Origin of the sequence: Cohnella xylanilytica (assembly GCF_014212175.1) — a bacterium.
Classification (GTDB): Bacteria; Bacillota; Bacilli; order Paenibacillales; family Paenibacillaceae; genus Cohnella; species Cohnella xylanilytica.
This window is the reverse complement of record NZ_JACJVR010000087.1, coordinates 1-13,246: the sequence shown is the minus strand read 5'-3', so window position 1 is coordinate 13,246 and position 13,246 is coordinate 1. Positions and strand designations below refer to the sequence as shown.

At 63.3% G+C, this 13,246-nt stretch carries 13 protein-coding genes and 6 tRNA genes; all 19 read right to left on the bottom strand.

Annotation, left to right across the window (positions count from 1 at the left end; all coding sequences use genetic code 11):
- Window positions 1-14: 14 nt before the first annotated feature.
- Entirely contained in the window at window positions 15-773 is a 759-nt protein-coding gene (gene hisA, locus H7B90_RS22600; protein WP_185138166.1) for a phosphoribosylformimino-5-aminoimidazole carboxamide ribotide isomerase, read from the bottom strand.
- 19 nt (window positions 774-792) lie between these two features.
- Window positions 793-1,416 carry an imidazole glycerol phosphate synthase subunit HisH gene (gene hisH / locus H7B90_RS22595; protein WP_185138165.1) on the bottom strand — a complete coding sequence of 208 codons (624 nt, stop codon included), beginning with the start codon at window positions 1,414-1,416 and terminating at the stop codon, window positions 793-795.
- 1 nt (window position 1,417) lies between these two features.
- On the bottom strand, window positions 1,418-2,035 hold the full coding sequence (hisB, locus tag H7B90_RS22590) for an imidazoleglycerol-phosphate dehydratase HisB (RefSeq protein ID WP_185138164.1): 618 nt from the start codon (window positions 2,033-2,035) through the stop codon (window positions 1,418-1,420).
- 1 nt (window position 2,036) lies between these two features.
- Entirely contained in the window at window positions 2,037-3,323 is a 1,287-nt protein-coding gene (hisD, locus tag H7B90_RS22585; RefSeq protein WP_185138163.1) for a histidinol dehydrogenase, read from the bottom strand.
- 67 nt (window positions 3,324-3,390) lie between these two features.
- Complete coding sequence (gene hisG, locus H7B90_RS22580; RefSeq protein WP_185138162.1) at window positions 3,391-4,032, bottom strand: ATP phosphoribosyltransferase; 642 nt, start codon at window positions 4,030-4,032, stop codon at window positions 3,391-3,393.
- Window positions 4,029-5,255, bottom strand: coding sequence for an ATP phosphoribosyltransferase regulatory subunit (locus tag H7B90_RS22575; RefSeq protein WP_185138161.1), 1,227 nt, complete (start codon window positions 5,253-5,255; stop codon window positions 4,029-4,031). Before H7B90_RS22575 ends, hisG begins: the two co-directional genes overlap by 4 nt.
- Before the next feature lie 377 nt (window positions 5,256-5,632).
- Entirely contained in the window at window positions 5,633-6,139 is a 507-nt protein-coding gene (locus H7B90_RS22570) for an acyltransferase (RefSeq protein ID WP_185138160.1), read from the bottom strand.
- Entirely contained in the window at window positions 6,140-6,808 is a 669-nt protein-coding gene (gene ppaX, locus H7B90_RS22565; RefSeq protein WP_185138159.1) for a pyrophosphatase PpaX, read from the bottom strand.
- A gap of 35 nt (window positions 6,809-6,843) precedes the next feature.
- On the bottom strand, window positions 6,844-7,890 hold the full coding sequence (gene lgt, locus H7B90_RS22560) for a prolipoprotein diacylglyceryl transferase (RefSeq protein ID WP_373315983.1): 1,047 nt from the start codon (window positions 7,888-7,890) through the stop codon (window positions 6,844-6,846).
- A gap of 45 nt (window positions 7,891-7,935) precedes the next feature.
- Entirely contained in the window at window positions 7,936-8,868 is a 933-nt protein-coding gene (gene hprK, locus H7B90_RS22555; protein WP_185138157.1) for an HPr(Ser) kinase/phosphatase, read from the bottom strand.
- A 134-nt stretch (window positions 8,869-9,002) separates the two neighbouring features.
- Window positions 9,003-10,124: an ABC transporter ATP-binding protein gene (locus tag H7B90_RS22550; protein ID WP_185138156.1), complete on the bottom strand. Its 1,122-nt coding sequence runs from the start codon at window positions 10,122-10,124 to the stop codon at window positions 9,003-9,005.
- Window positions 10,125-10,214: 90 nt separating this feature from the next.
- Window positions 10,215-11,309, bottom strand: coding sequence for a PucR family transcriptional regulator (locus H7B90_RS22545; protein WP_185138155.1), 1,095 nt, complete (start codon window positions 11,307-11,309; stop codon window positions 10,215-10,217).
- A 63-nt stretch (window positions 11,310-11,372) separates the two neighbouring features.
- Entirely contained in the window at window positions 11,373-12,320 is a 948-nt protein-coding gene (locus H7B90_RS22540; protein ID WP_185138154.1) for an MraY family glycosyltransferase, read from the bottom strand.
- Window positions 12,321-12,444: 124 nt separating this feature from the next.
- Window positions 12,445-12,520, bottom strand: a tRNA-Lys gene (locus H7B90_RS22535).
- A 24-nt stretch (window positions 12,521-12,544) separates the two neighbouring features.
- A tRNA-Tyr gene (locus H7B90_RS22530) sits at window positions 12,545-12,628 on the bottom strand.
- Window positions 12,629-12,684: 56 nt separating this feature from the next.
- Window positions 12,685-12,760, bottom strand: a tRNA-Phe gene (locus H7B90_RS22525).
- Between the two features lie 28 nt (window positions 12,761-12,788).
- Window positions 12,789-12,865 (bottom strand) — tRNA-Asp (locus H7B90_RS22520).
- A gap of 13 nt (window positions 12,866-12,878) precedes the next feature.
- Window positions 12,879-12,954: transfer RNA gene (locus H7B90_RS22515), tRNA-Val, on the bottom strand.
- Between the two features lie 14 nt (window positions 12,955-12,968).
- Window positions 12,969-13,045, bottom strand: a tRNA-Met gene (locus H7B90_RS22510).
- Between the last annotated feature and the right edge of the window lie 201 nt (window positions 13,046-13,246).

Here is a 13,246-nt window from a genome sequence, read left to right as displayed (position 1 = left end):
TACCGCCTCCTTCTTCACGCCCGCCGGCAATAATCCACGACTTCCCGGTAAGGAAGCGTTCCGCCGAAGATGTCCAGCGCGCTGCCGATCGTAATGTCCAGCTTGCCGCCGGTAATCTCGCGGAACCGCTCCAGGTCGGCGAGGGAACGGGCGCCGCCGGCGTAGGTCGCCGGAATCCGGACCCATTCGGACAATTGCCGCGCCAAGCGCTCCTGCACGCCCTCCCGCTTCCCTTCCACGTCCACCGCGTGAATGAGGAATTCGTCGCAGAAGCCCTCGAGCTCCCGGATCGTCGCCTCGTTCAGCTCCACGTCGCTGAAGCGCGTCCACCGGTCCGTCACCACGTACCAGCGCCCGTCGCGCTCCTTGCAGCTGAGGTCCAGCACGAGCTTCTCCCGGCCGATCTCCGAGACGATCTTGTCGAGATTGTCCCAGTGAAGCCGGCCGTCGCGGAACACGTACGAGGTGACGATGACGTGCGAGGCCCCCTCGTCCAGATACTCCGCCGCGTTCTCGGCCGTGATGCCGCCGCCGATCTGCATCCCTTGGGGATACGCCCGCAGCGCCTGGACGGCCGCCTCCCGGTTGCCCTCGCCCAGCATGATGATATGCCCGCCGGTCAGCCCGTCTTCCTTATACATGGAAGCGTAATAGCCGGGGTCCCGCTCGGACACGAAGTTCTCCACGACCCGCGCGGCGTCGTCCTGCAGCGTCTCCCCGACGATCTGCTTCACCTTGCCTTGGTGGATGTCGATACAAGGTCTGAATCGCAACGCAGCTCAATCCTTTGGTTTATAAAGTCTCGGACGTCCCGGACGGGACCAATCCGACGAAGTTGCGGAGCAGCGCCATGCCGAGGTCCCCGCTTTTCTCCGGGTGGAACTGCATGCCGTACAGCGAGCCGCGGCCGACGATGGCCGTCACCGGCCGATGGTAGTCCGTCGTCGCGAGCAGGTCCTCCCGGCGCTCCGGGAGCGCGTGGTACGAGTGCACGAAGTAGACGTGACCCGGCGCCAAGCCCTCGAACAGCGGGCTCTCCCGCTCGAACGTCAGCTCGTTCCAGCCCATGTGCGGCACCTTGTAGTCCCCGCGGAACCGCACGACCCGGCCCGGCAGAAGCCCGAGCCCTTCGTGCTTCCCGTGCTCCTCGCTCTCGTCGAACAGCAGCTGCATGCCGAGGCAGATGCCGAGCAGCGGCTTGCCCGATGCCGCGTACCGCTTCGTCACCGCGTCCAGCCCGGTCTCGCGCAGGTTGCTCATCGCGTCGCCGAACGCCCCGACGCCCGGCAGAATCGCCCCGTCCGCCGCCAGAATCTCCTCCGGCGACGACGTGACGACCGCCTGGCGGCCGAGCCGCTCCACCGCCTTGCTCACGCTGTGCAGATTGCCCATGCCGTAATCGATGATCGCGATCATCTTACAGCACTCCCTTCGTGGAAGGCACGCCTTTCACGCGGGGGTCGATGGAGGTCGCCTCGTCGATGGCGCGTCCGAGCGCCTTGAACACCGCTTCGATCATATGGTGCGTGTTGCGTCCGTAGTGGACGATAACGTGCAGCGTGATGCGCGACTCCAGCGCCAGCTTCCAGAGGAATTCGTGCACCAGCTCCACGCTGAAGCTGCCGACCGTCGCCGACGGGTACTCCGCCCGGTACTCGAAGTGCGGACGGTTGCTCACGTCGATGATGACTTGCGCCAGCGCCTCGTCCATCGGCACGAACACGCTCGCGTACCGCTTGATGCCGGCCTTGTCGCCGAGCGCCTCGCGCAGCGTCTGCCCGAGGCAGATGCCGATGTCCTCGACCGTGTGGTGATCGTCGATGTCGACGTCTCCCCGCGCCTCCACGTTCAGGTCGAACTGTCCGTGCTTCGCGAACAGATCGAGCATATGGTTGAGAAAAGGCACGTCCGTCTCGATGTTCACCGAGCCCGTGCCGTCCAGCCCGAAGCTCAGCTTGATGTCCGTCTCGTTCGTCTTGCGGGCGACTTCGGCTCTCCGGCCCGCCGCCGCTCCCGTTCCTGCCGCATGCGTCATATCAGCCATCTCCACCTTCCAATCGGATCTCTACCGCTCTCGCGTGGGCTTCCAGCCCTTCATGCCGGGCCAGCGTCGCGATGCCCGCGGCGTCGCGGCGCAGCGCTTCCCGGCTGTATCGGATCAAGCTCGATTTCTTCACGAAGTCGTCCACATTCAGCGGAGAAGAGAACCGGGCGGTTCCGTTCGTCGGCAAAATGTGGTTGGGGCCGGCGTAATAATCGCCGACCGGCTCGGAGCTGTACGGCCCGAGGAAGATCGCTCCCGCGTTCTCGATGCCGCCGAGCAGGGAGAGCGGGTCCTCCGTGATGACCTCCAGATGCTCCGGCGCGAGCTTGTTGACGACCGCGACGCCCTCGGCGAGGTCGGCCACCGTCAGAATCGCGCCGTACCGCTCGAGCGACGCTTCCGCGATCTCGCGCCGCGGCAGCGTCGCGACCTGGCGGCGCAGCTCGGCCGCCACCTCCTGCGCAAGCCGCTCCGACGGCGTTACGAGCACCGCCGACGCCATCTCGTCGTGCTCCGCCTGCGACAGCATATCCGCGGCCACGTACCGCGGATCGGCCGCGTCGTCGGCCAGCACGGCGATCTCGCTCGGCCCGGCGATGCTGTCGATGTCCACCGCGCCGAAGACGGCGCGCTTGGCCAGCGCCACGTAGATGTTGCCGGGCCCGCAGATCTTGTCGACGGCGGGGATGCTCGCCGTCCCGTACGCGAGCGCGGCGATCGCCTGCGCGCCGCCGACCCGGTACATCTCGGTCACGCCCGCTTCCGCGGCCGCGACGAGGATGTACGGGTCGATCCCTTCCTTCCCGCCGGTCGCCGGCGGCGTGACGAGCGCGATCTCCGGCACGCCGGCGACCTTGGCCGGCAGCACGTTCATGAGCACCGACGACGGGTACGCCGCCTTGCCTCCGGGCACGTACAGGCCGACCCGCCGCAGCGGCCTCACGACCATGCCGAGCATCGTCCCGTCCGGCTGCGCCTCCATCCACGACGTCCGCTTCTGCTTCTCGTGGAACGCCGTCACGTTCGCGGCCGCCTGGCGCAGCGCCGCCAGGAACTCCGGCTCCACCCGCTCGTACGCCGCCGCGATCTCCTCCGGCGTCACCCGCAGCCGCTCCGGCGTCAGCTTCGCCTTGTCGAAGCGCTCCGTATAGCGCAGCAGCGCTTCGTCGCCTTCGCGGCGGACCGCTTCGACGATCTCCTCGACCGCCGCGTTCTGCTCCGGCGAACCGTATTCGCTCTCCCGCTCCAGGCGGAAGCCTTGAGCCGAACCGATGTACATCCGCTTCAAACCTCCCTGGCCGAACCTTCTTCTATCGCAATCCCTATCCCTATCGCAATCCCTATCCTTATCCCTGCACGGCCGCGATCTTCCGCCCGAGCCGATCGCACAGCTCCTGGATCGCGCCGTTCTTCAGCCGGTAGCTGACCCGGTTCGCGATCAGGCGGCTCGTCACCGAGAACAGCGTCTCCATCTCGACGAGCCCGTTCTCCTTCAGCGTCTGGCCCGTCTCGACCATGTCGACGATCCGGTCGGCGAGGCCGATAAGCGGCGCCAACTCGATCGAGCCGTTCAGCTTGATTACTTCCACCTGCTGGCCGCGCTCGCGGAAATATTGCGAAGCCACGTTCGGGTACTTCGTCGCCACGCGCGGATGGATGACCGGCTTCCAGCCGGGCAGCCCGATGACGGACATCCGGCACTTCGCGATGGCCAGATCCAGCAGCTCGTAGACGTCCTTGTTCTCCTCCATCAAGACGTCCTTGCCGACGATGCCGATGTCGGCGACGCCGTATTCCACGTACGTCGGCACGTCGACCGGCTTCGCCATGATGAATTCCATGTTCGCTTCCGGAACCGGAATGATGAGCCGGCGCGAATCGTCGAAGTCCTCGGGAATCGGCAGGCCGGCTTCCCGGAACAGCTTGCTCGCCTGCTTGTAGATGCGCCCCTTGGGCATCGCCACCTTCAAGGCTCCGCTCTCCGTCATGCCCGCTCCCCCTCTCCGATTCCGTATACGAGCAGGCTGTCGTACTCCCTGCCCCGATGCGCGAACGTCTCGACGCGGGCCGCCCGGGCCCGGAGCGCCGCCCATTCCGGCGATGCCGGATCGAGCGCCTCCGTCACGACCTGCAGGCCTTCCGCGCGAAGCCGTTCCGCTTCGACGAGCGCTTCCCGCCTCTGATCGTGCGCGTAGACGATCAGCGTGCGCCCGCCTTCCTCGTCCGCCTCGCTCTCGGCCACCTCGAGAATCCGCGTCGTCTTGAGCGCGAAGCCCGTCGCCGGCGCGGGCCGGCCGAATTGGCTGAGCAAGTTGTCGTAGCGGCCGCCGCTGCATACCGGGAACCCGAGATGCGACGCGTAGCCTTCGAACGTGATGCCCGTGTAATAGGAGAAATCCCCGATCATCGTCAGGTCGATCAGGACGTGCTCCTGCACGCCGTACGCGGCCAGGACGTCCCACACCTCGCACAGCTGGCGGATCGCGCTCTTCGCGTCCTCGCTGGAGCCGAGCCGCAGCGCCTGCCGGCACACCTCCTCGCCGCCGCGCAGCCGGAGAATGCCTTCCAGCTCCTCGCGCACGGAGTCGTCCAGCGTCAGCCGGCGCAGAGCGTCGCGGTAGCCGACGTGGTCCCGCTGCAGCAGGAAGGACTTCAAGCTCTCCTGCTCCTCGGTCCGTCCCGGCAGCGCCTCCTGGAACAGCCCGTTCAGGAAGCCGACGTGTCCGACGGCCACCTTGAAGGACGGCACGCCGGCCGCCCGCAGCGAAGCGATCGCGAGCGCGATGACCTCGGCGTCGGCTTCCGGGGACGGTTCCCCGACGAGCTCGACTCCGGTCTGGAAAAACTCCGCGTCCCGGCCCGCTTCCTCTTCGAAGGCGCGGAACACGTTCGCGTGGTAGCTCAGCCGCAGAGGGAGCGGCTGGTCCTTGAGCAGCGAGGAGACGACCCGGGCGATCGGGGACGTCATCTCGGAACGCAGCACGATCGTCGTGCCGCGATGGTTCAGCAGCTTGAACAGCTTCTGGTCGGACGTGGCGCTGGCCACCCCGACCGTATCGTAATATTCCAGCGTCGGCGTCAGAATCTGCTCGTACCCCCAGCGCCGCATGCACTCCAGCACGTCGCGTTCGATGCGCCGGAGCTTCGCGACCGCGTGCGGCAGATAATCCTTGACGCCGGTCGGCTTCTCGAATACCTTTGGCTTGGACACAGCGATAACCCCGTTTCTCGTGAATCGCACGGTCAATCACTTTATCACTTTAAAGTGCTACCATGTTACCATACTGCCAAAATAAAGGCTTTTCTGTACTTTATCACGAATGAAAAGAGCCGTCAACCGAAGCGCCGCGCGCGAAGCCGGGTTCGGAGCCCCGCCGTCCGGACTCGGCTAACGCCATTCGCCGAGCGCCTCCGCGGCCGAGTCCGCCGCCTCGATCGCCTCTCGCGTTGCGCTCCTCGCCCGCCGCCAAGGCGCAAAGAAGCCGAGAGGCGCGGCAACCGTCATGACCGCCCCTCTCCTACGGAGCGTGCCGTCATCGCGATTGCCGAGCTTCTCGGCTTACTTTTCCCTATTCGGACCTTCCCGCCTCATTCGGTCTCGTCCCCGGCCGCCGCGTTCGGGCTCAGCTCCCGGATCGGGTTGCCGCCGACGCGCGCGTTCGCGGGCACGTCCTTGTGGACGACGGAGCCCGCCGCCACGACGGCCCCGTCGCCGATCGTCACGCCCGGCAGAATCGTCACGTTCGCCCCGATCATGACGTTGGAGCCGATCCGGATGTCGCCGAGCCGGTATTCCTTGATCAAATACTCGTGCGTGAGAAGGGTCGAATTGTACCCGATGATGCAGTTGTCGCCGATCGTGATTCTCTCGGGGAAGAACACGTCCACCATGACCATAAGCGCGAACGAGGTCTGCTTGCCCACCTTCATGCCGAGCACCCGGCGATAGATCCAGTTCTTCACCGACAGCTCCGGACAATATCGGGCCAGCTGAATGAAGACGAAGTTGCGGACCGCCTTCCAGCGCGATACCGTCCGGTACACCTGCCATAGCGCGTTCGGACCTTCCACCGGATAGCGTTCCACTCGCCTCAACTATACCGTCTCCAATCCGCTAAGGGTGAGTAAGTCCCGCATCTCCTGAATGACGTGGACCGCCCCGGCTTCCTTGAGCAGCGCTTCGCCCTTCAGCGACCAGGCGACGCCGACCGGCACCGCTCCCGCCCGCAGGGCCGACTCGATGTCGACCGCGCTGTCTCCGACCATCATCGTCCGGGCCGGCTCCGCCCCGAGCGCCTCGATCGCCTTCCGCACGGGCTCCGGGTGCGGCTTCGCGTGCTCGACGTCGTCCAAGGTGACGATGACGCCCATGTACTCGTAGATGCCGAGCAGCTTCAGCGCCCTCTCCGTCGTCGGACGCATCTTCGTCGTCACGATGCCGAGCCGGAAGCCCTCCTCGTGCAGGCGCTTCACGACTTCCGCCACGCCCGGGAACAGCGACACCATCTCGTCGTGCTTCAACAGGTTGTATTCGCGGTAGGCTAGTACGAGATCGTCCACGAGCTCCCGCCCCGAGAACTGCTGCATCTGGAGCGCCAGCGGCAGCCCCATGCTCGGAATGATGTGCTCCCGGCCGAACGATTCGGGGACGACTCCCCTCAGCGCGTGCAGGAACGACTGAATGATCAGCTCGTTCGTATCGATGATCGTGCCGTCCAGGTCGAACAGAATGGTCGTAATCTCTCCATGTCTCTCTGTGTTCATGACTAGCTCCTATCCCCGTTGCCGGTATATGCCCCTCAGGCGCGAGTGTCTTCCGCCGCCGCATCCTCCGAGCCGCGCGAAGCCGCCGCGTCCGGGCCGGAAGCGGTCGGTCCGCCCGACGCGTCCGGATGCTCGTCCTTCGTCTTCGCGGCCTCCGGCTTCTTACACACGAGCGGGTCGCCGTAGCGTTCCTTCGCCAGTCCGGTCTGACGGCGGATCGCGATGGCGATAAGGCTTCCGACGATCGCGATCAGCGCGAGCAGCTGCGAGCTGCGGACGTTGCCGTAAGCGGGATCGAGGTACCCCTGCTTGAATCCGAACCATTCCATCGGAGTCCACAGCGCGTCAAGCAGAGACGCGAGCGTATCCGAGCCCTTGAAAGCCAGGCTGTCCGTCCGCAGCGCTTCGATGAAGAAGCGTCCGATCGAATACCAGATGACGTACGCGAAGAACACTTCCCCGGCCCGCAGGAACTTCCAATAGCGGCGGATGACGAAGAGCACGATCAGCCCGACGAGGCTCCAGAGCGATTCGTACAGGAAGGTCGGATGGTGATACGTTCCTTCCACGTTCATCTGATCCACGATGAAGGACGGCAGGTGCAGCGTGTGGCGCAGAAAGGACTCCTCGACCGGTCCGCCGTACGCTTCCTGGTTCACGTAGTTGCCCCAGCGGCCGATCATCTGCCCCGCGAGCAGCGAAGGGGCGCAGATGTCGACGAGCCGCCAGAACGAGTAGCCTCTATGCCGGAAGTAGAAGAATCCGCAGATCAACGCGCCGATGAGGGCGCCATAGATGGCGATCCCGCCGTTCCAGATCTGCACGATCTCTCCCGGATGGTCCATGTAATAATCCCATTTGAAAAGAACGTAGTACAATCGCGCGCCGATAATGGCGGACGGCACCCCGAACAGCATCAGGTCCAGGAAAAAGTCGGGCGACAGCCCGAACCGCTTGCCTTCCCGGATCGCCAGCAGCAATCCGACCAGCGCCCCCGTGCCCAGAATGAGTCCGTACCAGTGCACCGACAACGGCCCCAGGTTAAACGCGATGGGGTCGAGCTTCAACGGCAACATCCGCATCCTCCGTCCTTGATCTTCCCGGGCGACGGCCGCGGGAGGGTTCGATTATTCGTAATCTTCGTCGGCGATCGCTTCCGTCAGCTTGTTCGTGAATTGCAGCGCGGCGTTGTAGCCCATCCGCTTCAGGCGGAAGTTCATCGCGGCCACCTCGAGGATGACGGCCAAGTTCCGTCCGGGCCGAACCGGGACGGTGACGAGCGGCACTTCCGCCTCGATGATCTTCGTCGTCTCTTCGTCGAGGCCGAGCCGGTCGTACTGCTTCTCCTGCTGCCAGTTCTCGAGCTTGATGACGAGGCTGATCTGCTTCTGCGTCCGGACGGCGCCGGCGCCGAACAGCGTCATGACGTTCAGAATGCCGAGGCCCCGAATCTCGAGCAGATGCTGTATGAGCTCGGGAGCGCTGCCGTACAGCAGGTTGTCGGCGGTCTGCCGGATCTCCACGGCGTCGTCCGCCACGAGGCGATGGCCGCGCTTGACGAGCTCGAGCGCCGTCTCGCTTTTGCCGATGCCGCTGCCTCCCGTGATGAGCATCCCGACCCCGTACACGTCGACGAGAACGCCGTGGATCGTGGCGGTCGGAGCCAGCTTCTTCTCGAGGAAGGTCGTAATGCGGCTGAGCAGAATCGTCGTCGCCACGGAGCTTCGCAGCACGGGGAAGTTCCGTTCGTTCGCGACCTCGATCAGCTCGGACGGCACGTCCAGGCCGCGCGTGATGATGATGCACGGCGTCTCGTCCGTGCACAGGCGCTCCATGCGCTCGCGACGCTCCGTCGAGGTGAGCGTCTCCAGGAATGCCAGCTCCGTCTTCCCGAAGATCTGCGCGCGTTCAACCGGATAGTAGGCGAAATAACCGGCCACCTCCAGCCCGGGCCGATTCAAATCATCCGTCTCGATGGTGCGGCGCATTCCGTCTCCGCCCGCCACCACTTCCAATTGAAATTGCTGCACGAGTTCGGATACTCTCACTTTTTTGGCCATCGTACAGCTCCCTTATCCCTTAGTCCTTCTCATCGTATCTAAAATAAGTCAGGAAATCAACGTAAACCCGCGCCAGGCGGCGTCCCGACGCAAAAACGCCCGGCCAACGGCCGGGCGCTTGACGAGAACGCGGATTAGTTCTCGAAGATGTTCAGTTCGGTGTCCTTGTCGAAGACATGAATCTTGTTCATGTCGATCGCCAGCTTCACGTTCTGGCCTTCTTGCAGGCCGGAGCGGCCGTCGATCCGGGCGATGACGTTGTCCTTGCCCAGTCCGTTCAGGTACAGGTACATCTCGTGGCCGAGGTTCTCGGATACTTCGATGTTGGCGTTGATGATGGACTTCGGAGAAGCCTCGATGAAGACCGGCTCTTCGTGCAGGTCTTCCGGACGAACGCCCAGGATGACTTCCTTGCCGATGTAGCCCTTGGAACGCAGAACCTTCGCTTTGCCTTCCGGAATCTCGACGTTGATGCCGGTCGCCTTGAATTGGACGGCGCCGCCGGATTCAACCAGTTGGCCCGTGATGAAGTTCATCGCCGGAGCGCCGATGAAGCCTGCTACGAACAGGTTGATCGGATGGTTGTAGAGCTCTTCCGGAGTAGCGGCTTGTTGAATGAAGCCGTCCTTCATGACGACGATGCGGTCGCCCATCGTCATAGCTTCCGTCTGGTCGTGGGTTACGTAGATGCAAGTCGTCTCGAGACGCTTCATCAGCTTGGAGATGTTAGCGCGCATCTGCGTACGCAGCTTGGCGTCCAAGTTGGACAGCGGTTCGTCCATGAGGAAGACTTGCGGTTCGCGGACGATTGCGCGGCCCAGGGCGACGCGCTGGCGCTGACCGCCGGACAGAGCCTTCGGCTTGCGGTCGAGCAGGTGCTCGATCTCGAGCGTGCGAGCCGCTTCGCGAACGCGGCGGTCGATCTCGTCCTTGCGGAATTTGCGCAGCTTCAGACCGAATGCCATGTTCTGATATACGTTCATGTGCGGGTACAGCGCGTAGGATTGGAATACCATCGCGATGTCGCGGTCCTTCGGAGCGACGTCGTTCACGACGCGGTCGCCGATGTACAGCTTGCCTTCGGAGATCTCTTCGAGGCCTGCGATCATCCGCAGAGTCGTCGACTTGCCGCAGCCGGACGGGCCTACCAGCACGAGGAATTCTTTGTCTTGAATGTCGAGGTTGAAGTCGGTTACCGATGCTTTGTCGGAACCCGGATATTTTTTATAAACATGCTCTAAACGTACGCCTGCCATTGAATGTTCCCCCTAACGCTTCGTTTAAGGTACAGCAATATCTTACCGCAGAGGGGTGTCGAATGACTATGCACAAAGCGTACAAAAAATTCATTTCCTTTTCGTGACTTTGTACAATAGGAGCAAAATTCGGACAAGAACCGCGTCGTTGAAGGACCGCACGTCGAGCCCCGTCTCCTGCTTCAGCTTGTCGAGGCGGTACAGCAGCGTGTTGCGGTGGATGAACAGCTTCTTCGCCGTCTCGCTCACGTTGCAGTCCATGGAGAAGAACGCGTCCAGCGTCGAGATCGTCTCCGGCTCGGTGAACAGGTCGGGACGTCCGGCGAGCTCCTCCGTGAACCGGGCGCGCGTCGCCTCCGGAATCCCGTTGAGCAGCCGCTCCAGGTGAACCATCCACGGAAGGTGGACCTGCATGCCCATGTGGAACTTCCGCCCCAGGTACATCGTCTCCCGCAGCGTCGCGACCGTCTGAACGAGGCTCTCCGTCGGGATGATGGGCAGGCCGACTGCGACGTGGCATTCGCCCCCCCACTCCTCGACGAACATCTGATGCAGCCCCGTCGCCAGCGACTGAAGCGCTTCCTTCGTCTCGTTGTGCTCGACCACGTCCTCCTCGTCCGAGTCGACCTCCGCCAGCAGGCGATCGGAGCCGAGCACGAGCCACTCGCGCTCCCGGATCGGGACCAGCAGCATCTCGTCGGAGATGAAGGAGCGGAACACCTTGTCGAGTTCGGCGTAGGAAGGCTCCCGGTCGTCGGCTTGCTCGTTCAGCAGGAGAAAAGGAATCATGCCGTCGAACAGCCGGTTGCGCAGCTCGACCCGGTCGGGCACCTCGGCCCGCAGATCGCCGGCCGCGATGCTCTCCTCGATCCATTCGCCGAGCCGCCTCGCCTGCCGCTCCGCGTCGGTCGCCGCCCCGCCCGTCGGGCGGGCGTTCGCCGGCTGAACCGCCCACTTGAGCAGCTCCCGCTCAAGAGGCGTCATCCGCGACCGGATATGAAGAACTTGCAGATCCGTTCCGTCTATGCGAACGAGCAACTGATAATGATCGGGATGCTGGATGCCGTCTCCCACTTCGGGATGCTTGCCGCCCCCGCTCTGCTCCCACTCCGTTCGCGCCACCGTTCGAACCTCCGCCGGAGCGCCGACCAATTGCTCAAGCCGCTGCAGCTTCGTTTTGTTCATCGCCATGCCCCTCACCCGGTATGTTATCCATATTGTAGCACACTCGGATGGAGGGGCGCGCGCCTAGCGCAGCATAAGGAGGATGACGATGGACATCAGAGAGAACACGGCGGCGATGAGGTAGAGGAACGATACGGTCTGCACCTGGGTCAGCCCCCACCTCATGAGGCTGTGATGGGTATGCAGGTTATCGGCCCGGTGAAGGCCCTTGCCTTCCAGCAGCCGCCTCGAGAATACGATGACCGTATCGAGAATCGGCACGCCGAGAGCGAGCACCGGAACGAACAACGACAGGAAGGTCGCTCCCTTCAGCGTCCCCTCGATGGCCGTCACCGCCAAGGTGTACCCGAGGAAGGTCGCCCCCGCGTCGCCCATGAAGATCCGGGCCGGGTGGAAGTTGTACGTCAGGAAGGCGAGGCACGCGCCCGCGAGGGCGATTCCGATCAGCGCCGTCACACTCTGGTTCCCGATCAGCGAAGCCGCGAACAGCGTGAACGAAGAGATCACGCAGACGCCGGACGCCAGCCCGTCGATGCCGTCGATGAAGTTCAGCATATTAATGAGGGAGAATACCCACAGGGCCGTGAAGAAGGCGGCCCAACCGGGGGAGAACAGGATCATGGCGGATCGCGACGGAGCCGAGATGCCGGCGATCGTAATGCCGAAGGCGGAGGGAATGAGCGAGACGCCTATGTAAATGAGAAGGCGGGGCCAGACGGGGAACTCCCGCCCGGACGACTTGAACGCGTCGTCGACGAGTCCGATGGCCACGAGCAGCGCGCCTCCGACGGCGATCGCGCGGAAGATGGGGCTGTCGCCGAGGAACAGGAACGTCGTGGCGATGACCCCGGCGTAGATCGCCACTCCCCCGCTGAGCGGAACGGGCTTCGTATGGACCTTGCGCCGGGCCGGACGGTCGACGAAGCCGATTCGCAGCGCGCCGGCCCGGACGATCGGAACGAGAAGCAGGACGAGGAGGAACGAGAACCCGAGCGCGTACAAATACATCATGCGGCAGCCCTCCGTTGGCGGGTTTGTTGTTAACCTGTCCCAAGCGGGGAACTTGCATGCAGACGGGAGCGCCTTTCCGGACAACAAAAAAACAGACGTTCGCACGTCTGTCGCGTTTACGCACTGGTGAGCCATGAAGGACTCGAACCTTCGACACCCTGATTAAAAGTCAGGTGCTCTACCAACTGAGCTAATGGCTCGCAATCGTTATTGCGAAGTAAAGGTGGTGGAGGGTGATGGATTTGAACCACCGAACCCGAAGGAAGAGATTTACAGTCTCCCGCGTTTGGCCACTTCGCTAACCCTCCACGACTGCTCCGATAATATACGCCGTTCGAAGCGCGTCTATTCCGGATAAAACAGATGGTGGCTCGGGACGGAATCGAACCGCCGACACGAGGATTTTCAGTCCTCTGCTCTACCAACTGAGCTACCGAGCCGAATGGCATTGTTCATTTGGGAAAATAATGGCGGAGCCGACGGGATTCGAACCCGCGGTCTCCTGCGTGACAGGCAGGCATGTTAGGCCTCTACACCACGGCTCCGCGTTGTGTGAAATGGTGGAGGCTGAGGGGATCGAACCCCCGACCCTCTGCTTGTAAGGCAGATGCTCTCCCAGCTGAGCTAAGCCTCCATGGGATATTAAGTTGGTAGCGGCGGAGGGGATCGAACCCCCGACCTTTCGGGTATGAACCGAACGCTCTAGCCAGCTGAGCTACGCCGCCATAGAACAAGTGAAGCTTGTCCTTATATGGCCGTAAAGCGGATCAAGGCTTGCCGACAACCGAATGAACGGCTGCTGCTTGCGCCTTGATAACCGGATACGAAACGTTTATGCGCTTAGAATCATCTACCTGTGTAGGCTCATTTGGATAAGCCCTCGACCGATTAGTACTCGTCAGCTGCACGCGTTGCCGCGCTTCCAC